This is a genomic window from Type-E symbiont of Plautia stali (genome assembly GCF_059731115.1).
In genome coordinates this window covers 183,153-205,067 of the sequence record NZ_AP035907.1, presented here as the reverse complement: position 1 = coordinate 205,067, position 21,915 = coordinate 183,153, and the positions used below count along the sequence as shown (strand labels likewise).

At 48.9% G+C, this 21,915-nt stretch carries 21 protein-coding genes; 10 read left to right on the top strand and 11 right to left on the bottom strand.

Translation table 11 applies throughout. From position 1 onward, the window contains the following. The first annotated feature begins 67 nt into the window (after nt 1-67). Nucleotides 68-964 carry a LysR substrate-binding domain-containing protein gene (locus AC6I8L_RS20845; RefSeq protein WP_058961198.1) on the top strand — a complete coding sequence of 299 codons (897 nt, stop codon included), beginning with the start codon at nt 68-70 and terminating at the stop codon, nt 962-964. Nucleotides 965-995: 31 nt separating this feature from the next. Here the strand turns inward: AC6I8L_RS20845 and AC6I8L_RS20840 are convergent, their stop codons facing one another. Together AC6I8L_RS20840 and AC6I8L_RS20835 are read right to left on the bottom strand one after the other, a co-directional pair. Beyond that, nucleotides 996-2,561, bottom strand: coding sequence for a methyl-accepting chemotaxis protein (locus tag AC6I8L_RS20840; protein WP_058961196.1), 1,566 nt, complete (start codon nt 2,559-2,561; stop codon nt 996-998). Nucleotides 2,562-2,971: 410 nt separating this feature from the next. Beyond that, nucleotides 2,972-3,478: a YciE/YciF ferroxidase family protein gene (locus tag AC6I8L_RS20835; RefSeq protein WP_058961195.1), complete on the bottom strand. Its 507-nt coding sequence runs from the start codon at nt 3,476-3,478 to the stop codon at nt 2,972-2,974. Between the two features lie 453 nt (nt 3,479-3,931). On the opposite strand from AC6I8L_RS20835, the gene AC6I8L_RS20830 reads away from it, so the two are divergent. The 3 genes from AC6I8L_RS20830 (at nt 3,932) to AC6I8L_RS20820 (ending at nt 6,423) form a co-directional block, all read left to right on the top strand. After that, nucleotides 3,932-4,135, top strand: a complete 204-nt coding sequence (locus tag AC6I8L_RS20830) for a con-10 family general stress protein (RefSeq protein ID WP_034822638.1) — start codon at nt 3,932-3,934, stop codon at nt 4,133-4,135. A 548-nt stretch (nt 4,136-4,683) separates the two neighbouring features. Continuing rightward, entirely contained in the window at nt 4,684-5,259 is a 576-nt protein-coding gene (locus AC6I8L_RS20825; protein WP_058961193.1) for a TetR/AcrR family transcriptional regulator, read from the top strand. 687 nt (nt 5,260-5,946) lie between these two features. After that, nucleotides 5,947-6,423: a nuclear transport factor 2 family protein gene (locus AC6I8L_RS20820; protein WP_034822635.1), complete on the top strand. Its 477-nt coding sequence runs from the start codon at nt 5,947-5,949 to the stop codon at nt 6,421-6,423. 188 nt (nt 6,424-6,611) lie between these two features. Here AC6I8L_RS20820 and AC6I8L_RS20815 read toward each other — a convergent pair whose 3' ends face one another. Further along, on the bottom strand, nt 6,612-6,734 hold the full coding sequence (locus AC6I8L_RS20815; protein WP_286119899.1) for a hypothetical protein: 123 nt from the start codon (nt 6,732-6,734) through the stop codon (nt 6,612-6,614). Between the two features lie 337 nt (nt 6,735-7,071). Here AC6I8L_RS20815 and AC6I8L_RS20810 point away from each other — a divergent pair, with 337 nt between their 5' ends. Next, nucleotides 7,072-7,464, top strand: a complete 393-nt coding sequence (locus AC6I8L_RS20810) for a YgiW/YdeI family stress tolerance OB fold protein (protein ID WP_058961192.1) — start codon at nt 7,072-7,074, stop codon at nt 7,462-7,464. A 447-nt stretch (nt 7,465-7,911) separates the two neighbouring features. Here AC6I8L_RS20810 and AC6I8L_RS20805 read toward each other — a convergent pair whose 3' ends face one another. The 5 genes from AC6I8L_RS20805 to AC6I8L_RS20785 form a co-directional block, all read right to left on the bottom strand. Further along, nucleotides 7,912-8,067, bottom strand: a complete 156-nt coding sequence (locus AC6I8L_RS20805; protein WP_167347124.1) for a hypothetical protein — start codon at nt 8,065-8,067, stop codon at nt 7,912-7,914. Between the two features lie 168 nt (nt 8,068-8,235). Beyond that, entirely contained in the window at nt 8,236-8,658 is a 423-nt protein-coding gene (gene umuD, locus AC6I8L_RS20800; protein ID WP_058961188.1) for a translesion error-prone DNA polymerase V autoproteolytic subunit, read from the bottom strand. Nucleotides 8,659-10,177: 1,519 nt separating this feature from the next. After that, the gene (locus tag AC6I8L_RS20795) at nt 10,178-10,357 is read right to left on the bottom strand and encodes a hypothetical protein (protein ID WP_058961187.1); all 180 of its coding nucleotides are present in this window, start codon (nt 10,355-10,357) and stop codon (nt 10,178-10,180) included. 642 nt (nt 10,358-10,999) lie between these two features. Beyond that, nucleotides 11,000-11,185: a con-10 family general stress protein gene (locus AC6I8L_RS20790; RefSeq protein ID WP_072016972.1), complete on the bottom strand. Its 186-nt coding sequence runs from the start codon at nt 11,183-11,185 to the stop codon at nt 11,000-11,002. Nucleotides 11,186-11,592: 407 nt separating this feature from the next. After that, nucleotides 11,593-11,832, bottom strand: coding sequence for a hypothetical protein (locus tag AC6I8L_RS20785; protein WP_058961183.1), 240 nt, complete (start codon nt 11,830-11,832; stop codon nt 11,593-11,595). Between the two features lie 472 nt (nt 11,833-12,304). Between AC6I8L_RS20785 and AC6I8L_RS20780 the strand changes: the two genes are divergently transcribed. Then, complete coding sequence (locus tag AC6I8L_RS20780; protein ID WP_058962542.1) at nt 12,305-13,633, top strand: IS4 family transposase; 1,329 nt, start codon at nt 12,305-12,307, stop codon at nt 13,631-13,633. A 639-nt stretch (nt 13,634-14,272) separates the two neighbouring features. Further along, entirely contained in the window at nt 14,273-14,962 is a 690-nt protein-coding gene (locus AC6I8L_RS20775) for a DUF421 domain-containing protein (protein ID WP_058960703.1), read from the top strand. An 817-nt stretch (nt 14,963-15,779) separates the two neighbouring features. On the opposite strand, the gene budC is transcribed toward AC6I8L_RS20775, so the two are convergent. Together budC and AC6I8L_RS20765 are read right to left on the bottom strand one after the other, a co-directional pair. After that, the gene (gene budC / locus AC6I8L_RS20770; protein WP_058960704.1) at nt 15,780-16,544 is read right to left on the bottom strand and encodes a meso-2,3-butanediol dehydrogenase; all 765 of its coding nucleotides are present in this window, start codon (nt 16,542-16,544) and stop codon (nt 15,780-15,782) included. 181 nt (nt 16,545-16,725) lie between these two features. Then, nucleotides 16,726-17,859 (bottom strand): glutathione-independent formaldehyde dehydrogenase, encoded by a 1,134-nt coding sequence (locus tag AC6I8L_RS20765; RefSeq protein WP_058960705.1) that lies wholly within the window; start codon nt 17,857-17,859, stop codon nt 16,726-16,728. Between the two features lie 231 nt (nt 17,860-18,090). Here AC6I8L_RS20765 and AC6I8L_RS20760 point away from each other — a divergent pair, with 231 nt between their 5' ends. The 3 genes from AC6I8L_RS20760 to AC6I8L_RS20750 all read left to right on the top strand — a co-directional run bounded on the left by AC6I8L_RS20760 (nt 18,091) and on the right by AC6I8L_RS20750 (nt 19,414). Then, the gene (locus tag AC6I8L_RS20760; RefSeq protein ID WP_182058582.1) at nt 18,091-18,258 is read left to right on the top strand and encodes a con-10 family general stress protein; all 168 of its coding nucleotides are present in this window, start codon (nt 18,091-18,093) and stop codon (nt 18,256-18,258) included. A gap of 142 nt (nt 18,259-18,400) precedes the next feature. Then, nucleotides 18,401-18,874 carry a YciE/YciF ferroxidase family protein gene (locus tag AC6I8L_RS20755; RefSeq protein WP_479400001.1) on the top strand — a complete coding sequence of 158 codons (474 nt, stop codon included), beginning with the start codon at nt 18,401-18,403 and terminating at the stop codon, nt 18,872-18,874. 24 nt (nt 18,875-18,898) lie between these two features. Further along, nucleotides 18,899-19,414, top strand: coding sequence for a ferritin-like domain-containing protein (locus AC6I8L_RS20750; RefSeq protein WP_058960708.1), 516 nt, complete (start codon nt 18,899-18,901; stop codon nt 19,412-19,414). A 91-nt stretch (nt 19,415-19,505) separates the two neighbouring features. Here AC6I8L_RS20750 and AC6I8L_RS20745 read toward each other — a convergent pair whose 3' ends face one another. Next, entirely contained in the window at nt 19,506-21,857 is a 2,352-nt protein-coding gene (locus tag AC6I8L_RS20745) for a phosphoketolase family protein (RefSeq protein WP_058960709.1), read from the bottom strand. Nucleotides 21,858-21,915 lie beyond the last annotated feature (58 nt).

Here is a 21,915-nt window from a genome sequence, read left to right as displayed (position 1 = left end):
TTTCCACATTGAAAAACGCTTTAAAATGCCGTTGAATGTGAGTTTTACTCAATTTTGAGTTTGCCTTATGACGCTTCCTCCACTTTATGCGTTGCGCGCCTTTGCCAGTGCGGCGCAATTGGGGTCTTTTAGCCAGGCCGCTGCGGCACTCAACGTCACCCCTGGGGCGATTAGCCGCCACATCCGCACCCTTGAAGCGTGGTTCGATTGCCAACTGTTTGTCCGTAAAGGCCCCAGGGTCGAAATCAGCGCTGCCGGTAGCGTATTAGCGGCACAATTACAGGCCGGATTTGCCTCTTTAGAGCAAGCTTGCGCCGCCTTCACGCAGCAGGGTCATCAACTCCGTCTCAAGGCCCCTTCGACACTGACCATGCGGTGGCTGCTGGATGCACTCCAACTCTATCGCGAGCAAAACTCAACATCTGAAGTGCAGATTACCAGCGTTTGGATGGACACTGACAACGTCGATTTTGCCCGTGAACCTTTTGACTGCGCCATCTTGTTGGGCAACGGTCATTTTGGTGCAGACACCGAATGCCATTTGCTGTTTCAGGAGTGGTTAATTCCGATTTGCGCACCCGCACTGGAACGACAGGCACAAACGCAACTGGCAAGTTGTGAATTGATTCACCCCTCACACGATCGCCGCGACTGGCTGAGGTGGTCACAGGGGGCAGTTGATGCACCAGCTATCAATCTGTGGCAAGGCAAACTGTTTGATACGCTGGAACAGGGCACGATGGCGGCGATCAGTGGACACGGCGTTTCAATTGGTGACTTGCTGCTCAGCCAGGAGGCGATTAATAACGGCTTACTGGTGCTGCCATTTAACCAGCCGGTGGCGACAGGTGACGGTTATTATCTGGTGTGGCCGAAAACCCGGCAGGAAGCGCCCAACATCAAGCTATTGCTTCAATGGTTGCTTGATCAGGTGCCCGTGTTAAATAGCAAGAATTTAGAGTAATGGCGGCCTTAACACCGCCTGTCACTTCTGGTTATGCGCTCTGACGCAGGGTAAACACACTGACGCTGTTCACCATGTTTGCCGCTTGCTCGCTGAGCATGGCGGAAGCAGCCAGGGATTGCTCCACCAGCGAGGCATTTTGTTGTGTCGTGATGTCAATTTGGCTGATAGCAGTGTTGATCTGACTGATCCCATCGGCCTGTTCGGTGCTGGCCTGGTTAATCTGTGACAGCACTTCCTTCATGTTCACCACGTTGTTCATCATTTCCGACATCAGTTTGTTGGCATCCGCTACCATGTCACGGCCATCAACGATGCGCATGGAAGACTCCTCAATCAGATGCCGAATCTCATGCGATGAGGTGGCGGTTTTTTGCGCCAGCGCGCGCACTTCCTGCGCGACTACCGCAAAACCGCGACCGTGCTCCCCTGCTCGTGCCGCCTCAACAGCCGCATTGAGCGCCAGGATATTGGTCTGGAAAGCAATCGAATCAATCAGATTGATAATATCTGCCATGCGACCGGCTGAATCATGGATCTCAGCCATTTTGGTCGACACATTGTTCATCATGGTGGCGTTCTGCCCCACGGCGCTTTCCGCCTTTTCAGACAGATCGGCAGCAAAGTGGGTGTTATTGCGAGTGTTGCTAATGGTGGCAGTGAATTCTTCAACCGAAGCTGCCGTTTGTTCAACCGAACTGGCTTGTTCTTCAGTGCGCGCGGCCAAATCATGTGTACCCGACATAATTTCGCTGGCACCTCCTGAGATTTGCTCTGCGCTGATACGAATATGACTGACAATGGTCGACATTTTATCCTGCATCTGCTGAATGGCGTTTATTAACTGGCCCATTTCGTCTTTACGTTTTTCATAGAAGCTCGTACTGAGATCGCCATCAGCAACACGGCCAAGAAACGCAATCACGTTTTTTAATGGCACAGTAATGGATCGGATAATAATCCAGCCAATCAACGCAGAGAGAATAACCGCCGCAATAAATATCACCACCATTGAAATTTTAGTGGTGTGATAGGAATCCATAAAGTGTGTGTAGGAACCATTCATCTGCTGCTCTTGCAGTGCAATAAAACGCTGCACTTCGACCGTATAATCCTTTTGTTTACTCGCCAATGCTGTAAGATAATAATCCAGCGCTTTATTAGGATCCTGACTAGCGAGTTGCAAAAATTCATTACGGCCTTCTAAATAAGCTTTGCGTTTATCATCCAAAATTTTGAGATAAGCAATTGAATCGTCATCTGTTGACAGTGCATGGAGTTGACGATAAATCTCCGTAATTTGCCCGGTTGCCCCCTGAAGCTCATTCATGATGGCGCTGCGGCGCTCCGCATTGATTGGGCTGAGCAGCAAAGCCTGTCGCTGAATGGTAGTGTTAATCTCATTGATTAACTGATTGCCCAACGCAATGGTTGGGTAATCATCTTTCATCATGCCGTTGACGCCGGTTTGTGCCATAAACAGCGAATTTAAACCCAGTACCGCGACCAAAAGCAGCATACCGATATTGATGAGCGAAGAAATAATGAGTTTGCTGCGCAATTTAATATTGCGTGAAAATCCTTGAACTATGTCCATTTAGAAACCTCAATGATTTTTATTAGTGAGTCATGAAATCCAGGTGTTATTAAAACAAAGAAATGGAGACGCTCCGCGTTCTCATCGGCAGCATCCCTGCTGTTATCGTCAGCATGCTCACTAACCTTAATGCTTTTACTTAAATATAACTTACTCGTGCAAAACAATTCACTTCCTGTGGAGTTGCGCAATTAAAAAATTTGATCAGTTCTATTAAATTGTTGGCAATAATAGTCACCCGAGTGATCAGTGTGCTTTACTTATTAAACTGAGTTTGTAGCGCTTAATCCTACGTTTGGATAAACGTAGCGGCCTTTTACTGCCGTTTATGCAATTGCCGTTAACGTGTAATCATTAATAATGCTGGCCATTTTCTCTGCGGGCAGCCAGCAAGCTGCCCGCAGAAAACACTACACCGCGCTTGATGCTTCACTTTCAGCCAGCGAGTCTATCGATTGATTCGCTGCTTCAGGCAAGTCCGCAAGCAGTCTGGCCGCCATTTTCCCTTCCTGTTGCAAGATCCGCTGAAAAATGTCCACGCCTTCACGGTCATCAGCCTGTCTGGCGGCGGCAATTAACGTGGTGTAAGTCGCAACTTTATAACTACAAAAGACATAGACGCTGACGGCCATCCGTGCGTCCTGCTCAACACGCAGCAAATCGCTCGCTGCCTGCCCCACCACAGACAGGCGGCCTAATGCCTCTTTCAATGCCGACCAACTATCGTCATGGCATTTCAGAACCTCTTTCACCCGCAACTGCTGTGCGCGTGACTGCGCAAGATAATGCGCGATGTGACTCCCGATGGAAGAATCACTGTCGAGACGCTCCATCGCTTGTTTTAATAACGTTTCACCGTGCTTCTCCATCGCGTGTGCATCACGTAGCCAATCCAGATAAACAGATTCCCTCGTCATTCATTCACTCCTGGTTGATGTGCTTTTAATGAACTACCTTTGGGGATGGTATGCAGTTGCTTAGCAAGCTAACCGATTCAACACCGTCGCTGATGGAATTATCTGGAAATAAGCGAAGCGTTAATTAACGGATTAACAATCATCTTAATTAAACGTAGCAAGTAAGCCCTTCTGCGCAAGCCAATCGACGCAAAACTGAGAGAGGGGATTAATATCACCACCTTGCCGCTTCGCTTATATTTAACCTCACGACACTCTTTACTCAACATCTAAAGTGCGCTAACAATCATCATTCAAGTGAGTTTCATCCGCTTATAAACAAAAATCGACTTATCCTTAAACAAACAGTCCGCAAAATAATAAAACTTAAGATTAATCCTGACTTGATTATGGTAAAAACAACGCTACATTTATTTTTGCTTTATGTTGGTACAAATATAATGAGGAGAACGCATGACGGACCCTAACAAGCATCCTGAAGAGGAAGAGAAAAAGACGCAACGTCGTGGGGGCACAGGGAACTTCGCCGAGGACAAGGAGCGTGCTGCTGAAGCAGGCCGCAAAGGCGGTCAGGTAAGTGGCGGCAATTTTAAAAACGATCCGAACCGCGCCGTTGAAGCTGGCCGGAAGGGAGGAAAGATCAGCCGCCGGAAATAACACTATCAATAATTCAACACTGGGTTACGTTCGCTAGCCTTCATCACAACACTCTCCTGACGTGTATTAGCGCTTCGCTTAAATGCATAATTCGCTACGTCAGGAGGGTTATTCCCATCGCTAACAACAAAAAATCGATCATTTCTTGATCAATCGTGCATCATTTGCCGCTTCGCTTATCCAGAACTTTTCCTATATATATTAATGATCAATTTAGATCCCAGAATAAATAACTAAACACGAATTAACCAACATATTTGTACACGAAGATTCAAGTTGTACACCTTAGTCAAAATTAAGATTGGTGATGATTAAGTTAATTACGAAAGTGAAGGGACAATGACCTTGTTGTCGGTGAGGGGATGAAATAGCTATTCACTAAAAAGACTTTCCCTCTCCCTCATTCATACTGACGGGTATCTGCAAAGCCTTCCGATCAACGTCCGTTCCTTCGGGTCCTTCCAGCTTTCGCAAGGATCGCATGACTTTTTTACAGGCTCTTTGATAAAAGCGTTGACGTGGTAGAACGATAATTCTACTTTTAACCCATGATCAAAAAAACAACTGATACACGGGATAAAATCCTGAAAACCGCCGAAGAGCTCATCTACCAGAACGGTATCCACGCTATGGGCATGGACCTTTTGGTCAAGACCTCTGGTGTCGCCAGAAAGAGTATTTACCGCCATTTCGCGAACAAGGAAGACGTGGCATCCGCCGCGTTAACAGAGCGCGACGAACGGTGGATGCAATGGTTCAGAACAGAGTCTGACAAAGGCAAGACTCCTCAAGAGCGTATCCTGAACATGTTCACTGTTCTGAAGAGCTGGTTCGAGTCCGACGGATTCCGGGGTTGCGCGTTTATCAACACGGCGGGTGAGGTTGGCGATCCTGAAGACCCTGTGCGTCAGATAGCCAAGATGCATAAACAGAAGTTGCTGGATTACGCTCTGGAACTTGCCGAACAGTTGAACGTTGAGCATCCGGATGATTTGGCTCGACAGTTGCTGATCCTGCTGGAAGGCGCGATCACCATGTCATACGTCATGGGCGACGGGGGTGCTGCCGACAACGCTCAGGACATCGCGAAACTCATGCTGGAACGAGCCTCCTCCCGGCCCTGAGGATCGCAAACGCTTTTCCCCTGAATGAAGATTTAAATGCGTTTTTGAATTCGATTTATCTTCAGACAGGCGGGACCGATAAACGGTCTCGCCTTCAATCTGTGCGTATACCCGCAGCCATCATCATACACAACAGCGATGTCACCACACCGCCTGCCCGGACGTTCGCGCCGCACATACAGTCAACAGTCAAAGTCTTCTTCTGCAACGGGATAGTTAATTTTCTAGGGATAACCCACAGCTCGATGGTGTTTCTTCTTATCGACGTTTGAGTATATCGGGCACTTCCCTGGCGCATTCATAAGCGACATTTTGTTCCCTTACCCTTCCCTGTTCAAACCTGAAACGGGCGAATCTCAGTTAATTTAAAACCAATTAAAAACAATATCTTATTTCGATTTTAATGCCGAATATTCTCTGCTCCCGGCATTCATTTCAGAAAAAATCATTGACGAGGTAGAACGACCGTTCTACCTTTAAGCCACAGACAGGACGCCGCGCGATACCAAAGGGGAATCCCTGTATTTGTTGAAAGGTCTCTTATCAGAACGGTATTGATGCCACCGATGTGAGCCTTCTGGTCAATGCATCAAAAGTAGCGAAGTTTTTGCTGGAACAGGTCTTTCACTGAGTCCTAAGTCACGAGAACGATCTTTAGACTGAAACTAAATTTACAGGAGTTTTACCATGACTGATTCACAAGTTCGTCCACCGCTCCCGCCTTTCACACTGGAAACGGCCATCGAGAAAGTTCGTCTGGCTGAAGACGGCTGGAATAGTCGCGATGCTGCAAAAGTGGCTCTGGCTTACTCACTGGACACCAAATGGCGTAACCGCGCCGAGTTCGCCAACAATCGTGAAGAAGCGCAGAGCTTCCTCGACCGTAAATGGAAGAAAGAGCACGAATACCGCCTGATTAAGGAACTATGGGCATTTGGCGGTAACCGCATCGCCGTCCGCTATGCTTACGAATGGCACGATGACTCCGGCAATTGGTTCCGCTCTTATGGAAACGAAAACTGGGAGTTTGGCGCTGATGGCCTGATGGAGCGTCGCTTCGCCTGCATCAACGACATGCCAATCAAAGAGAGCGAGCGTAAGTACTTCTGGCCGCTGGGCCGACGTCCGGACGATCATCCTGGCCTGTCAGATCTGGGGCTGTAAGTCAGTATTTTTGCCGCATGAAGCCCGGGCTGCTGATGCATTGAAACCGCCCCTGAAATCACTACCCCATGGCCAGCCGCTATCAGCCGGCCAGTTTTCCCTGAATTTAAAATTCATTTTGAGGAAGAATTTTGGAGGAGTTTTGAATCACAGGCCGCCCTTCCGGACGGCCTGTGATTCAGACCTGATTAATGCGCGGCCATCTGCGGAGGCAGGCGCAGCAGGGCTCGCTTGTCTGCCACCTCATCCGATGTCACTGGTTTTGCCGCATTCCCCCAGCTGTTGTGCAGGTAGGTCGCCACGGCTGCCACCTATTCATCCGGCACACCTTAAAAAATCATATTAACTTCATTATATTCATAAGGTTAGAATCAATTTTACAGTACAATTTAGTTCAGTCTCGCTCGTGTCACTTTGCTCATATATCAATGTATTACAACGGATATTGTAGAAGGAGCTAACTTTCTTAAGCGGGATACGCTTAAAAAAAGCCTATTCGGTGTTTGTACCTCACCTGAAATCTTGTGATCTGGGTTCTCATGCATTGACTCCCTGCGCTGAGATCAAATATTTATTTCACACCCGTTCCGTTTACTTTCCAGGCACTGTGCCAGGCTTACTCCTGAAGACACATCAATGGAGAATGAAATGAATAAGGTCGCCTGGATTGCAGTAATGTTACCTCTGAGCTTCGGTGCGTATGCCGAAACGGGTGGATATGAAGCAGGTAAGACGCCCCCACCTCAGAATAAGGAGGATGCCGGGTATAAGGGGTCGGAAGATACGGCAGAAACACCGGTTACGCTGATCAAAGATTTTCGTCAGGGGGGATATGTCACGCTGGAGGGCTATATCGCTAAAAAGATCAAAGGCGACACTTATCAGTTCCGTGACAGCTCTGGCACGGTCAACATCGATGCCCCGGTGAGCACTTTCAAAGGTAAAACCTACAGTGCAGAAGATAAAGTGCGCGTGAGTGGCAAAGTCTACGGTAAGGGCGAAAGCGCGCATCTGAAAGTTTCACGCATCGACGAACCTTAACCATGCATTTTAGGGCCTCCGCTTAAGTTTCAGCAGGGGGCCGAATGTTTTCACCTTACACCAGCGTCAATTTTCAAACGCTAAGCGTTAACTTCATCGTTCCCTGCCCTAAGCAACTTTGCGGCATCTAATGCAAACGCTTTTACCTGCAGGTCTGATGACTCCGTAGCGATACGTTCAAGTTCAATGATGATACTGACCCTGCTGAGCGGCACACCTTTTGCCGCCAGCTCGACTACAGCCGATCCGATGGCACATCCAATCATTCCTGCGCGGTGAGAATTTATATCTTTCATATCATGTAAAGGCAACGCCGGTTTGGTTTAAGTACAAAGTTAGTCGGAAAATATGAACTTTCAAATCATCCTAACGTCATAACTTATATGGAGATTATCCCATGTAACGAATTTCGCCCGCCGATGCGGGCCTTTTTTTGCCCGATGAAGTTCAAACGGGGGAAGAATTCGACACGTTCAAAGCACTTACTACATGCGTCACCAGCCCCACAACGGTCACATCCTCAAGCAAATCATCCTCTAAAAGCAGTCCGTCTTCCGTCAGGATCCGGTTGGGGTGAAACATCGTCACACCCCATTCCAGCATCCCCGCCACCTTCAGAAGCACGGTGCTGCCGTTACCAGGCTGCCTGAGTACATTCACAATGCAGCTTCGCCCTCTTAACTCGACCAGATACCGGCTTACCGCGCAGATCAGGTCGGAACACCGTATCGCAGCTGGCATAGAATGAGATCACATCCACCAGGGCAAACATTAACGGCCCATCGTCTTAATCGAGTGCCGGACCACGCCGAAGATTTCAAACTGATCGGCATCGGGGATCGGGATAATGGCGTGCGCGGCGTTCATCGGTTTCAGGTGCAGGAAAGGTCTTGTCATCAGCTGCTTGACCGTAAACTCGCCGGAGATGGCGGCCACGATGATATCCCCATGCTCAGCAGTGACGGAGCTGTCCACCACCAGCATGTCGCCATCGTTGATGCCGCCTTCAATCATCGAATCTCCGCTGACCCGGATGAAGTAGGTTGAGCTGGGATGACTGACCAGTAGATTATTAAGGTCCAGCCGCTGTTCGACATAGTCCTGAGCCGGCGAAGGAAAGCCACACGGAACTCTGGCAATGAAAAGCGGTAACTCAAGAATGGCGCGGATTTCCGCAGGTCTGAAAAACTCCATGATGATAGCCCTGATAAATACTGTATATATAAACAGTAATCGTAATCAGCACAATCGATCAAGTCGGGGATGAAGACTTTTTCCAAACGCGTTGTTGGCAAAGGGGATTTAATCTGAGGTGGACATGGCATTTCAGTTTGACCGGGCCGGTTGCCATAAGCACAGTAGTTTTAAATTTGAGCATTATTCAGGCCGACATAAACCAGAGATAATTAGCAGCAATCTCTTGCCGCTTCGGTTAAATCTCTGAAATTTCGTTTATAAGTCGTTAATTCAAATAACTTATTGTAAATTACTGGAATTTTATCGCTTTTGTTAACACATCCTACCATTCATTAATTAATGGTCTAAGTTATGTGGGTCAGTCGTTGACTGGCAGCACAGCACACAGGATGCGTTTCATACGAGAGAGACATTCCTTAGCCACTGCTTTTTGCCCGCCCTGAGCGGGCTTTTTTTAGCTTAACCTCTCACCTGCACCGCGCGGTTGAAAACCGGCAGCTCGTTTGAGTGGCGTTTAGCTGTGGGGCTGCCCGTCAATTTCCGCACCCTGTAAAAAAAACCCTGACTTCGCTATACGGCTACGCTTTTGGTCTGTGAAGACCTGCACTACGCTTAATGAGCAAAATGCCTGTGCGGTAACGCTGGGATACATGCTGCGTGCTCAGTAGGTGAATTATCAGCACGGCAGTGTCGGTGATTTCAGCGATGACCAACTGGCCAGCAGCCCGATGTCGTGTCTTGCTGAATGCCGCTCGTTTACCTGAGGTGACTTATGGATGTTTCACCAGGATTCGTTGTTGTACTGAATATCGTGGCCATTACAGTGTTAGCGATAGGTTTACCGATATATCTGAACGGGTTTTAAAGCGCCAAGCCCGGCGCTTTGCTGGCCATAACACGACATTAGTATCCATCGCCAGGCTGCCGATGCCACTGAGCAGTTGGTGTTGAATACGGGCGGGTTTTTCATCGTTTCAAATTCTCGTGGTCATACAGACAGGAGATTGAACATGCGATACCTGATCATACCGGCCGTCACCACTTTACTGGTTCTGGTGATTGTGTTTCTGGTACAAACCCAGTGGGGACCCACGCCCTGGTGACTCGACGCATCAGAGCGGGCAAATAAAAAGAAAACTAAGTAGTCAGCACTCTGCATGAACCGGACTCACGTCTGGTTCATGCTTTTTTTTGCTGGCGATGCCCCCCTACCGAGAGTAATCAGGATAATTGCTCAGCACCCGTTGGGATTGAACACCTTGAGAGATTACTCATCACCCAACAGCCATACCTGAAAGTTATCTGGTGCATCCCGATCTACTTTTACTAAATACCTGCGACTTATTTCATGTAGCCGAAAGCAGAACCTGAAACAGGTTAAAGCACTCGGTTTGCGTCTACAGGAGAAATACCTACCGCATGTAGGCCGTCCCAGGCGGGCATTTCAAATGGCAATGCCTCGTTTCCATACGACTTCCTTTGCCAGGGGGGGAGGTAGGTCGTACAGGTGTTGTCATTATTCTGCCGGGGGTTCGAGGCGATCACTGATGACATTGTACCCCTGCTCGTTAAAATCATCAGGGTGAACGGGCAGACTTCGGCTTGGCTTGAACCATCCTCCCCCTTCACCATCGGCGAAGTACCAGACTTCAGGTTGAGTCTCGCCCTTCTGGACCCAATAAAAACCCTGTTCCATTTGTTCACTCCCAACGAAATTAATGTTCGTCCAGTCTCAGAAAAAACAGACAATATGTTTCGTCTGCGAATAGGTGAATGATTCATGAATGAAGCACGGGAAGATGGGGTGTCGGAAAGCGACATCAGATCAGAAGTGCCAGTCACCGCGCAATTCGGTGCGCAACAGGTTTTTGACCTTTGAGATTTCATATTTGCCCCTTGTCAGAGGGGGAATGGCCCAGGCATAGCACCGGGGAAGAGATTAAAGCATGCGCTAAAAGGACGTAAAAGGACAGGACGTTTGGGTGTTACTTAACAGAATTGTTATCTGAGCCGCTTAATAATCAGGCATCCACCAACTTATCTTACCGGTCGGTCACCTGAACGCTTTTTGTGTCTGACCTCTGGTGAATCCGTTGCTTTTACCGTGTCATCCTCTACACATAGAATTTTATAGAGATTTACACAAGTACTTTGAGGTGTGCCACGGGTGGCAACAGGATCTGCACAGTGACATATTCCGCCTCCTCTGCTCAGTAAGGTATTAACTTGTTCAGCAAAATGTCTGGATGCAAGGATGGATGAGAACCTCATACTTCCTCCTGTTTCTGTTTTCCGAAGCAAGGCCGGTATGATTCTAACCGGCCGACTGTCTGGCGGATTAACTTTCCTCTATTACCGGTTTGCGCCTGCGGCTGATTTGTCCGCCCTTGCGACCGGCCTCGACTGCGCGATCAGGACAATTTTTGAAATTCCCCCCGCTTGCGCTTCCTCCTTTACGTCCGGCCTCACGCGCTCGGTCTGCATCCTCAGCAAAATTACCGGCTCCACCTCTTCTCGATGGCATGTCTCCCCCTTATATATCAGTCGAATATTTAGCGTGCTAACGTTCCCAACAAGAAATAATATGGCTGAAATTCTCGATAAAACCACATTTAAAATGCATGTTTATCGCTTCGCTTGTTTCTGTTTTAAAACAATAAGTTACCCGTTACGCTTATATTCAATTGCTTTTAAAAGGGAAATTTTTGAAGTTGTACAAAACCAAAACAAGCTGTACAAAATTGTTGGATTTGCTTTTTTTGTGACACATATCACGGTTTTTAATTTTGTAATTATATTGATCTGGATTTTTCATTTATTTCAGCAAGATAGAAAAATCAATGTCTCGCTGTTCACGATTTAGTCCCATTGATTAACGCATAAACAATTGCCTGCTACAGAAAGTACCCAATTGAACGTGGCACACGTTGCTCAATTCCTTCCATTCGGATTAAAGATCTGAAACATGCGTTCCTCCCCCTCACTTGTCGAGATGTCCCGGAAGGTCGTTGTGTGCATCTCGATCCACTTGTTAGCGGCACGTAGCGAGTAGCGCCAGTTCAGACGATCGAGTTCTTTCACAAAATCGAGTGTGCTGATGGTGAAACGGCCCGCAGCATCGCGTTTAACCGCCTGCCTGAAGGCAATCATAATTTCATAGTCGCGGGGCATGTCGGTGCCCTCCAATAAATAACTGTATATATATACAGTAATTGCAATCTCTGAGAGTGAGCAAGTGCTTTAAGGGCGTTTTATCAGAACTCATTGGCAGTAAAAAGGATTTACTTTTCCGGCTTCGCTTTCATATGTGGACAGATGTGACCAGGCTTTGTAAGCAACGCTGGGTTGCCTGATTTCTGGAAAGGAATGTTATGAAGAGTTTTTTAGGTGGGATTTTTATCGTTGCAAGTCTGATGACTCTGGCAGGCTGTCAGGAACCCGGTCCTGCAGTAGGGCCGGATGGCCGTCCTCACGCACCAAGCCAGCAATCCGTGCCCGGAGGTCCTCAGGGCCAGGGTCCCATCGGTCAGCCACAGTCATAAAAAAGTCCGGCCGGTGTGCCTAATGCCGATCAGTTAAGGATCAGTTGAACGATCCAGTGGCTGTGTAAGAATCCGGAAACGCTTCGTTTCCGGATTTTTTTATGCAGCTCAGTCAGGCCCTTGATATCGTCTCTCGTTACGATTCTCTTCGTAATCCTCTGAATACGCTCGCGGATGTTCTTGACCCTGCGCTCATCAGCCGCTGCCTTGAGGAAGCTGGCACGGTCACGCTCCGTAAGCGCAGACTCACTACAGATATGATGGTCTGGTGTCTCATCGGCATGGCCCTTGAGCGCAAAGAACCCCTTCACGCCATCGTTAATCGCCTTGATATTCTTTTACCGGGAAACCGTCCTTTCGTTGCGCCCAGTGCCGTAGTGCAGGCAAGGCAGCGGCTGGGGGACGACGCTGTACGGCGGGTTTTCGAACAGAGCAGCGAGCTCTGGAATGCACAGACTTCCCACCCTGACTGGTGTGGTCTGACGCTGTACGCTGTTGACGGCGTTGTCTGGCGCACGCCAGAAACACCTGATAATGAGAAGGCTTTCGTCCGTTCAGGCACGGTGGCAGGCGCCTCTCCTTATCCGCAGGTTCGCATGGTCTGCCTGATGGAACTCACCAGCCATCTTATCAGCGGCGCCGCGATGGGCTGCCAGAACGAGAATGAGATGGTGCTGGCAGAAGGTCTCATTGAACGCGCGTGCGACAACAGCCTGACCCTCTTCGATAAGGGCTACACGTCATTCGGTCTGCTTAGCGCCTGGCATGAGGCCGGCGAAAATCGTCACTGGATGATAGCGGCACGTAAAGACCTGCAGTACGAAGAGGTACGTCGTCTGGGGAAGGGAGACATACTTATCCGGGTAAAAACCTCCGCTCATTCACGGAAGAAATGGCCACATCTGGCGGCGCACACAGAGATGAGGATGATAAGCCGGGAAATAAAAGGCCGGACGTGGCGGTTCCTGACGTCGATGACGGATGCGATGCGTTACCCGGGTAAAGAAATAGCGGATCTCTACAGTCATCGCTGGGAGATAGAGCTGGGATATCGTGAAATAAAGCAGGGTCTCCAGGACAGCAGGCTCACGCTTCGCAGCAGGAAGCCGGAGATGATAAGGCAGGAGCTGTGGGGCGTGCTGCTGGCCTACAATCTGGTGAGATATCAGATGATAAGAATGGCCTCAACGCTGAAGGGATACTGGCCTAACCAGCTCAGCTTCAGGGAATCGACAGCGTGGGTGATGAAACTGCTCTGGACACTTGAAGGCGCATCGCCTGGGCGTATCCCGGAACTGGTAAAGGACGTAAGTTCGATAGCAGAGATGGTCAGACTACCGGGACGACGGGAGCGCTCGTTCCCAAGGGTGGTGAAAGAGAGACCCTATAAATATCCGACAGCCAGAAGAAAAAATGCCAGTCAGGCTTAACTGACTGGCATTAGGCCGGTGTGCCGGACTGTATTAACTAAGTAACGACATTAACTGTTCAAATTAATGAAATCCACTTTCTTCCCTGTATTATCTCCTCCCACACATTCTATGTCGAATGAAGTCATTTAAGTGAACAACCATTCATTTAACTTGTCCTGCGTCTCTCATGAAAGAGACTTAACTAATTATCCTCATTTTTATTTTACGCCAAGATAAACAATGCCATTCAATCAAGGGGGAAGTTTTAGCCTATTTGTTGTAGAGGGGTGTGAATGGGTCGGCGGGTTTTTTGAATCAGTTTGCATTGAGCGCGGGCGAAACTTTTTCATTTCTATCATGCTTCGTGAACTGTTTAAGGTATAGAAGCGAACCGTTGTAAAAATAAAATATTGTTAGCCATAATGAATAAACGAAGCGCCAAATCATCACTTTAAAGGAGAAAACCTTCATTAATTTTTCAACTTTGATTTTAAAACCCAAAGCCCGTTTGAAACGTCCCACTCACTCCTATTCAAGCTAATCCCTTGATTGAAAGCTATCCGGCTATAATTTATAGGTATCAGTAATCTTCATTACATAGCTCACGTTCCAAGTCGATTCAGGGCTCGATTCAGGTTTAACGTTCAGGGGTGAACTATGGCAGATTTCGACCTCCATAAATTTCTCATTAACGATCAGCCTTACACTTTCCTCTTTGAAGTCGTTGTACGCGTACTCATTGCATATATCGTCGTTTTCACCTTTTTGAAAATTTCAGGCAGGCGCGGTGTCCAGCAGCTCTCACTCTTCGAAGTTGTAGTGATCCTGACACTAGGATCAGCTTCAGGGGATGTGACTTTTTACGATGATGTCCCCGTTCTACCTGTCATTTTGGTATTTGTCATATTGTTATTACTGTATCGCCTAACCACCTGGGCAATGACCAAATCTTCCTGGTTCTCAACTCTGATTGAAGGAGAAGTGGTAACGCTAATCGCTGAGGGTAAGTACGTTTCTGAGAATCTGGACCGGCTGAACATTTCAGAAGATGAGTTTCTGATGGAGTTACGCCTTAAAGGGGCCGAACACCTTGGTCAGATACGGCTGGGGCTGGTAGAGGTCGATGGCCAGCTCAGCCTCTACTTTTATCCGGACGAAGAAGTGCGGGCCGGGTTATCTGTACTTCCTGAAGCACATCGTCAATGTTTCACCCAAATCCCTGAAACAGGTTTATATGCCTGTAACCGCTGCGGGACAACCCAAGAAATACCTCGATATGAAGAACGAAAATGCCACGAATGCGGACGCAATACCTGGTCACTCGCACTGAACAAAAAGCGCGTTTGAAGCACAGGTGCAGCATATTTTTGGTATCTCATAAAATTCTGAACCGGCGTCAAGCCACTCAGGATCAGATATTCAGGAAACTTTTTTTCTGGCGGTTTAACCTAAAGAGACTATTAATGTTCCGTTGTGACGATTTTACCTGGACAGAAATTTACCTTCGCTCACTAAGTTTCACACCGTATGCCTGCCTTTATTCAGGTTAGCCTCTTCCCTCTATCTCAATCACCTTTGAGGCAAAAAAAAGCCCGCCGAAGCGGGTGTCATATGATAGTGACAACACCAGGGAAAATCGTTGTGACAACACATCCGTAGATTCAGTTGACACATATATAGTTTAGCCTTTCTTATGAACAGATTTTGTAAATTGCAGTAAATATCTGATTTGATATGAACAATCATGATTAATCATAAATTTTATAAACAAGTTAGCAAGCTATTTTGTTATACTTCAGCAAGATAGTAAAAATTGCCCGAACAGCGCGTTGACCCGCCCTTGTTGTCTCAGTACGCGTTCTGAAAATGGCTTTCCTGATGTCCCTGCCCCCTTTTCTCAAATGAGCACTACACTCATCACCACCATATAAATTTTATGCATTTGCACCCAACTGAGTCGACTCCAGCTATATATCGGCTCTGCGTGTGACTTTGACCGATAAAGAGCGTTGAGACTGTCAGGGACTAACATATATGTATGCACTGAAGATGTACCTGATATCTTTTTCAAGGTGGTCAGGAAAGCGTCCTTGCATTGCATAACCGAACTCACACGCATTTTGAAGAATTGATAGGGGAACGTTGATGGCTCCCCTTTTATAGATTAAGCCTGTTTGGGTTGGCCATTAGACGCCGTCAGCCCGCCGTCGACCGGGAGGTTCACCCCTGTAATATAACGCGCATCATCGCTGGCAATGAAGGCGATGGCACTGGCGATATCTTCAGCCTGCCCTGCCCGCTGGAGGGGAATGCGGTCATAGAACTTGTTTAACAGTTCCTGATTGTCCTTCATATCTTCGGTAAGATCGGTCAGCGTAAATCCCGGGCAGATGGCATTTACGCGAACACCGTCCGCACCATAATCCATCGCCAGTGCGCGCGTAAAATTAGTTACGCCGCCCTTAGCAGCGTTATAAACGCTCATTCCCCAGTCTCCACCCAGCCCTGAAACCGAAGACGTGTTCACCACATTCCCTTGAGTTTTGAGCAATGAGGGCATGAAGTAATGGACGCAATGAAATACCCCATCCAGATCAGCCCCAATCAGCTTTTTCCAATCTTCAACGGCCACTTCATGTATTTTTCCCTGAACGACACTCCCCGCATTGTTCACCAGGACGTCGACTCTGCCATAGGTTTGCTCGACCAGTTCCGCCAGCTGTTTAACCTGGACGGAATCAGACACATCACAAGGCGCGATCAGGTGCTCCCCTTTCGGAAGCGAATGCAGCGTGGTTTCGAGTTTTTCACGGGTTCTTCCCACCAGCACCACCGAAGCACCTTCACTGGCAAAACGCTTTGCTGAGGCCGCCCCTATTCCTGAACCCGCACCGGTGATCACGACAACTTTTTCCAAAAATCGTGACATCGTTATTCTCCTTTTGGCCTTTTTTATGAGTGATAAGCCTGGCAGCCATGAGGGGATGATCAAGCGAAGCAGGCTCGCCAGGATGGGACATCAATGGAAGTGGATACCCGTGGGCATACCCGGTAAGCCCTTACCCTTTTGATTAGGGTAAAGGGCTTATCGAAAACCTAAAGAGCCGGGTTTAAGGTTTAAGAATGACTTTTGTCCAGCCGGGCGCTCGGCTGTCAAAATTTTTATAGCCTTCAGGAGCCTCATCGAGGCTCAGACGATGCGAAATAATTCGGCCAGGGCTGGCTTTATCATGGTGAATAAGCCGTGCGAGCTGCCGGTTGTAGGCCTTCACGTTTGCCTGACCAGTGCGGATGGACTGCCCCTTGAACCAGAAGCTGCCAAAATCAAACGGCATTTTACCCTCTTTTGCCAGGTCGCTTTCCGCTGCAGGATCCTGGGGCACGAAGACCCCCACCACGCCTATTCCGCCTGTCGCCTTGGTGGACGCGACCAGGCTGTTCATAGTTGCACTGTTGTCTTCATGGCCGTGTTTATTGCAGCACTGGTAACCAACACATTCACAACCGCAGTCTGTGCCCCTGCCGTCAGTCAGCTCAAGGATTTTCTGTACGGCTTCATCCCCGGCAGCATTAACCGGTGTGGCACCGAATTGCTCAGCAAGGGCCAGACGATCGCTGTGAGTATCAATAACAAAGACCTGGGAGGCACCTTTGATGATGGCTGAGTGCGCGGCCATCAGTCCCACCGGCCCCGCCCCGTAGATGGCGACGCTTTCTCCCGGACGCAGCCCCGCCAGTTCGGTTGCATGCCAGCCGGTCGGGAAGATATCTGAAAGCATGACGTAATCTTCTTCTTTCTCCGCCGCATCCTCTGGGAGGACCAGGCAGTTGAAATCGGCAAAAGGAACCCGCAATAATTCCGCCTGACCACCGTCCCACGGCCCCATTTCAGCAAAACCATAAGCGGCGCCCGCACTCCCCGGGTTAGCTGTCAGACAAAATCCGGTCAGGCCTTTTTCACAGTTTTCACAGAAGCCGCAGCCTACATTGAAGGGCATACACACGCGGTCACCCACTTTGATACGCTCGACTCCCTGGCCAACTTCAACGACCTCGCCCATGTTTTCATGGCCAAAAATCCGTCCTTCTTCGAAGCTGGTACGTCCTTCATACATATGCAGATCCGAACCGCATATATTCGTGGTGGTTATCCGGATTAATGCATCACCGGGACGCTCAATTTTTGCATCAGGAACATTTTTTACCGTTACGTTAAATGGGCCGTTGTAAATAATTGCTTTCATATGATCGCCTTAGCCATTATCTGAGTGGTTACAAAGTTAACTGAAGTATTTAATCGTTGCGCTTATATCATTTACCTGTCAATTCTCCACAACAAATATGGCACATATTCCAGATTATGATTTAAATGGTGCCGACGCGCTTGCATGAAGTTGATTGTGAATTACAATTAAAATGCTATATGCATATTTTCACTTAATCATCACGTTAACAGTTCATGTAGAGGAAGTATTATGGCTCAACATAGAGGCGGTTCAGGAAACTTTGCAGAAGACCCAAAAAGAGCATCTGAAGCTGGAAGGAAAGGCGGTCAGGCAAGCGGTGGTAATTTCAAAAATGATCGTGAGAGAGCTTCCACAGCAGGTAAGAAAGGTGGTAAGAACAGACATCAAAGTTCGTGAGAAGGCTTGTTATATCGTTAATAATTAAGGAAGCGTTTTTTATAATTACATTTCTGATTACCTAACCATTAATTTTATTTTTTTGCCCACTTACCTGTTACGGTAATTGCCAACCCGTCAAGAACTCGCTGGAGTTTACCCTATGAAAGTTAAAACACTTCTCGATTTATTTATCCATGACCTGTCCGATGTTTATAGTGCTGAAAAACAAATCACCCGCGCCCTGCCAAAAATGATCCGTGCTGCATCCGAGCCAAAACTTAAAGAGGCCTTTCAGCATCACCTTGAAGAAACCCAGGGTCAGATTGAGCGTCTCGATCAACTCGTGGAAGCACATGAGGAAGTGCGGATTGTGCGTATGAAATGCCACGCGCTGGAAGGTTTAGTTGAAGAAGCGCAGGAACTTATCGAAGCGACTGAAGCCGGTCCCGTCAGAGATGCAGGCCTCATTGGCGCCGCCCAGAAAGTGGAACATTACGAGATCGCGACGTACGGCACGCTGATTGCACTGGCCATCAAGCTTCAGCTTGGAGAAGCCTCCACGCTTTTGAAAAAGACGCTGGATGAAGAAAAAAATACCGATCAGAAACTGACATCAATCGCTGAAAAACAGTGACACGGCCACCATCTGGAGATACCTATGTCATCGACCTCTGCACATTCGCATTATCATGACTGGCTGCGTGACGCGTATGCCATGGAAAAGCAGGCTGAAACGATGCTTGAGCAAATGGCAAAACGACTTGAACATTATCCCCAGCTGCAATTGCGCATTGAGCAGCATATTGAAGAGACGCGTCAGCAGCAGACGCTTCTTGAAGGCATTCTGGACAGGCATGGAATAGCACACTCAAGCGTAAAAGATGTGATGGGAAAGATGGCTGCGATGGGACAGGCATTTGGTGGCATGTTTACGGATGATGAAGTTATTAAAGGTGCTATCGCCGGATATGTCTTTGAAAATGCCGAAGTGGGAAGCTATACCAGTCTGATTAGCGCGGCAAAGCGCGTCGGCGACACAGAAAGCGTCCCTGTACTGAAGCAAATATGCGAGCAGGAACTGGCGATGTCTGACTGGCTGATCAGTCATATGCCGGAGTTAACCGAACAGTTCCTGACGTTGAGTGAGGATCCCGATTCAAAGGCCAAACGCTGAAATCCCTGACGTGATAAATTCCATATCTTTAAAGTGAAGCGGGTAAATACTTACCCGCTTTCATTTGGCCCAATCCCCCGTGTAAGCGACTTTATCCGCCCCAAACCCAGTTGCGCACTTCAGGCACATCCTCGCCATGCTCTCTTACATAACGATGATGCTCAGCGATTCGCTCCTGCAGGTCGTCGAGGAGTTCCGGATGACGATCAGCTAAGCCCGGCACATGCAAAATGGCCGACTGAGCCAGATGATAGCGATCCAGCTCGTTGATTACCGCCATATCAAACGGCGTCGTGGTAGTGCCCTCTTCGTTAAATCCGTGCACATGGAAATTGCCGTGATTATTGCGCTGATACGTCAGGCGATGCACCAGACTTGGATAACCATGGAAGGCAAAGATGACGGGTTTATCCGTGGTGAAAAGGGCATCGAACTCTTCTTCGGCTTTGCCATGCGGATGCTGCTCCTGCGTCTGCAACGCCAGTAAATCCACCACATTGACGACTCTGATACGCAATTCCGGCAGATAGCCCCTCAGTAAATCTACTGCCGCCAGGGTTTCCATGGTAGGCACGTCCCCCGCGCAGGCCATAACAACGTCTGGTTCACCCTCACAGCTCGCCCAGTTCCATATGCCCATGCCTGCCTCACAGTGAGAAATGGCACTCTCTATATCCAGCCACTGGGGTGAAGGTTGTTTACCTGCAACAATGACATTGATCCGGTCCCATGTTCGCAGGCAGTGGTCCCCGACCCACAGCAGCGTATTAGCATCGGGTGGCAGGTATATACGCACTATGTCGGCTTTCTTGTTCGCGACATGATCAATAAATCCCGGATCCTGATGGCTGTATCCATTATGGTCCTGACGCCAGACGTGGGACGACAGCAGATAGTTCAGCGAGGAGATCGGCTGTCGCCAGCCCAGCTTGCGGGTGACCTTCAGCCATTTAGCGTGCTGGTTAAACATCGAATCGACGATATGAATAAAGGCTTCATAGCAGTTAAACAGCCCGTGGCGCCCTGTAAGCAGATAGCCCTCCAGCCAGCCCTGACACTGATGCTCACTGAGGATCTCCATGACACGACCGTCACGTGACAGCTGTTCATCGTAATCCTTAATGGGTTCCATCCAGGTACGGGAGGTGACGTCAAACACGGGTGACAGACGGTTGGATGCCGTTTCGTCCGGGCCAAACAGCCTGAAGTTATCAAGATTCTTTTGGAAGATTGCACTCAGGTAACGACCAAACTGTTCGGTGGCCTGTCCCTGTGTGCTGCCGGGCTGACCCGTCTCCAGCGCAAAGTCGTGAATATCGGGCGTGATAAGTTCACGTCGCAACCTTCCCCCGTTGGCATAGGGCGTTGCCCCCATACGCTTATTACCCTTCGGGGCCAGCGCGCGCAGTTCAGGGGCAAGCGATCCGCTCGGGTCAAAGAGTTCCTGCGGCTGATAGCTGCGCATCCATTGTTCAAGGATCTGGCGATGGCCATCATCCTCACGGCAAGCGGAAACCGGTACCTGATGGGCTCGCCAGAATCCCTCCACTTTTTTGCCATCCACCTCACGCGGGCCGGTCCATCCTTTCGGGCTGCGCAGAATAATCATGGGCCAGCGTGGCACAGCATCAGTTGCATTACCGCTGCGCGCCTGGTGCTGGATATCAGCGATGATGTCAAACGCCGTGTCCAGCGCGGTGGCCATCTGCTGATGCATGGCAAGCGGCTCGTGGCCGCTGACAAAGAGCGGGGCATATCCATAACCACTAAAAAGCTGCTGAAGATCTTCTTCACTGCTGCGTCCCAGCAACGTAGGGTTCGCGATTTTATAACCGTTGAGATGCAGAATTGGCAGCACCGCACCGTCTCGTTGGGCATTCAGAAATTTAATGCCGTGCCAGCTGGCAGCCAGTGGCCCCGTCTCCGCTTCACCGTCTCCGATGACACAGGGCACCACCAGTTCAGGATTATCGAAGGCCGCGCCAAACGCATGCGACAGCGAATAGCCAAGCTCTCCACCTTCATTAATCGACCCCGGTGTTTCAGGGGCAGCGTGGCTCGGTATCCCGCCCGGGAAAGAAAACTGTTTAAACAGCCTCTGCATTCCCTCTTCGTCTTCACTGACGTGAGGATAAATTTCGCTATAGCTACCTTCCAGCCAGCTGTTGGCCACCATGCCGGGGCCGCCATGCCCGGGCCCGCAGACGTAAAGGAGATCACGGTCGCGCTGGCGAATAATGCGGTTGAGATGAGCATAAATAAAATTAAGGCCCGGCGTGGTTCCCCAGTGCCCCAGCAAACGAGGTTTGATATGTTCTGGCTTCAGGGGTTCCCGCAGAAGCGGGTTTTCCATGAGATAGATTTGTCCCACAGAGAGGTAATTAGCCGCGCGCCAGTATCTGTCTATCAGAGCAAGTTCATTGGCCCCGGTGACTGTCGTCATACCTGTTCCTCCGATGTTGCGTTCGTCGTTGACTTGTGAAGATGCGGCCCCCTTTCAG

What these genes read in the sequence shown, in the direction of transcription:
- AC6I8L_RS20845 (WP_058961198.1), top strand. Translation starts at nt 68, where the DNA reads ATGACGCTTCCTCCACTTTATGCGTTGCGCGCCTTTGCCAGTGCGGCG.
- AC6I8L_RS20840 (WP_058961196.1), bottom strand. Translation starts at nt 2,561, where the DNA reads ATGGACATAGTTCAAGGATTTTCACGCAATATTAAATTGCGCAGCAAA.
- AC6I8L_RS20835 (WP_058961195.1), bottom strand. Translation starts at nt 3,478, where the DNA reads ATGACGAGGGAATCTGTTTATCTGGATTGGCTACGTGATGCACACGCG.
- AC6I8L_RS20830 (WP_034822638.1), top strand. Translation starts at nt 3,932, where the DNA reads ATGACGGACCCTAACAAGCATCCTGAAGAGGAAGAGAAAAAGACGCAA.
- AC6I8L_RS20825 (WP_058961193.1), top strand. Translation starts at nt 4,684, where the DNA reads ATGATCAAAAAAACAACTGATACACGGGATAAAATCCTGAAAACCGCC.
- AC6I8L_RS20820 (WP_034822635.1), top strand. Translation starts at nt 5,947, where the DNA reads ATGACTGATTCACAAGTTCGTCCACCGCTCCCGCCTTTCACACTGGAA.
- AC6I8L_RS20810 (WP_058961192.1), top strand. Translation starts at nt 7,072, where the DNA reads ATGAATAAGGTCGCCTGGATTGCAGTAATGTTACCTCTGAGCTTCGGT.
- AC6I8L_RS20805 (WP_167347124.1), bottom strand. Translation starts at nt 8,067, where the DNA reads ATGCTGGAATGGGGTGTGACGATGTTTCACCCCAACCGGATCCTGACG.
- umuD (WP_058961188.1), bottom strand. Translation starts at nt 8,658, where the DNA reads ATGGAGTTTTTCAGACCTGCGGAAATCCGCGCCATTCTTGAGTTACCG.
- AC6I8L_RS20795 (WP_058961187.1), bottom strand. Translation starts at nt 10,357, where the DNA reads ATGGAACAGGGTTTTTATTGGGTCCAGAAGGGCGAGACTCAACCTGAA.
- AC6I8L_RS20790 (WP_072016972.1), bottom strand. Translation starts at nt 11,185, where the DNA reads ATGCCATCGAGAAGAGGTGGAGCCGGTAATTTTGCTGAGGATGCAGAC.
- AC6I8L_RS20785 (WP_058961183.1), bottom strand. Translation starts at nt 11,832, where the DNA reads ATGCCCCGCGACTATGAAATTATGATTGCCTTCAGGCAGGCGGTTAAA.
- AC6I8L_RS20780 (WP_058962542.1), top strand. Translation starts at nt 12,305, where the DNA reads ATGCAGCTCAGTCAGGCCCTTGATATCGTCTCTCGTTACGATTCTCTT.
- AC6I8L_RS20775 (WP_058960703.1), top strand. Translation starts at nt 14,273, where the DNA reads ATGGCAGATTTCGACCTCCATAAATTTCTCATTAACGATCAGCCTTAC.
- budC (WP_058960704.1), bottom strand. Translation starts at nt 16,544, where the DNA reads ATGTCACGATTTTTGGAAAAAGTTGTCGTGATCACCGGTGCGGGTTCA.
- AC6I8L_RS20765 (WP_058960705.1), bottom strand. Translation starts at nt 17,859, where the DNA reads ATGAAAGCAATTATTTACAACGGCCCATTTAACGTAACGGTAAAAAAT.
- AC6I8L_RS20760 (WP_182058582.1), top strand. Translation starts at nt 18,091, where the DNA reads ATGGCTCAACATAGAGGCGGTTCAGGAAACTTTGCAGAAGACCCAAAA.
- AC6I8L_RS20755 (WP_479400001.1), top strand. Translation starts at nt 18,401, where the DNA reads ATGAAAGTTAAAACACTTCTCGATTTATTTATCCATGACCTGTCCGAT.
- AC6I8L_RS20750 (WP_058960708.1), top strand. Translation starts at nt 18,899, where the DNA reads ATGTCATCGACCTCTGCACATTCGCATTATCATGACTGGCTGCGTGAC.
- AC6I8L_RS20745 (WP_058960709.1), bottom strand. Translation starts at nt 21,857, where the DNA reads ATGACGACAGTCACCGGGGCCAATGAACTTGCTCTGATAGACAGATAC.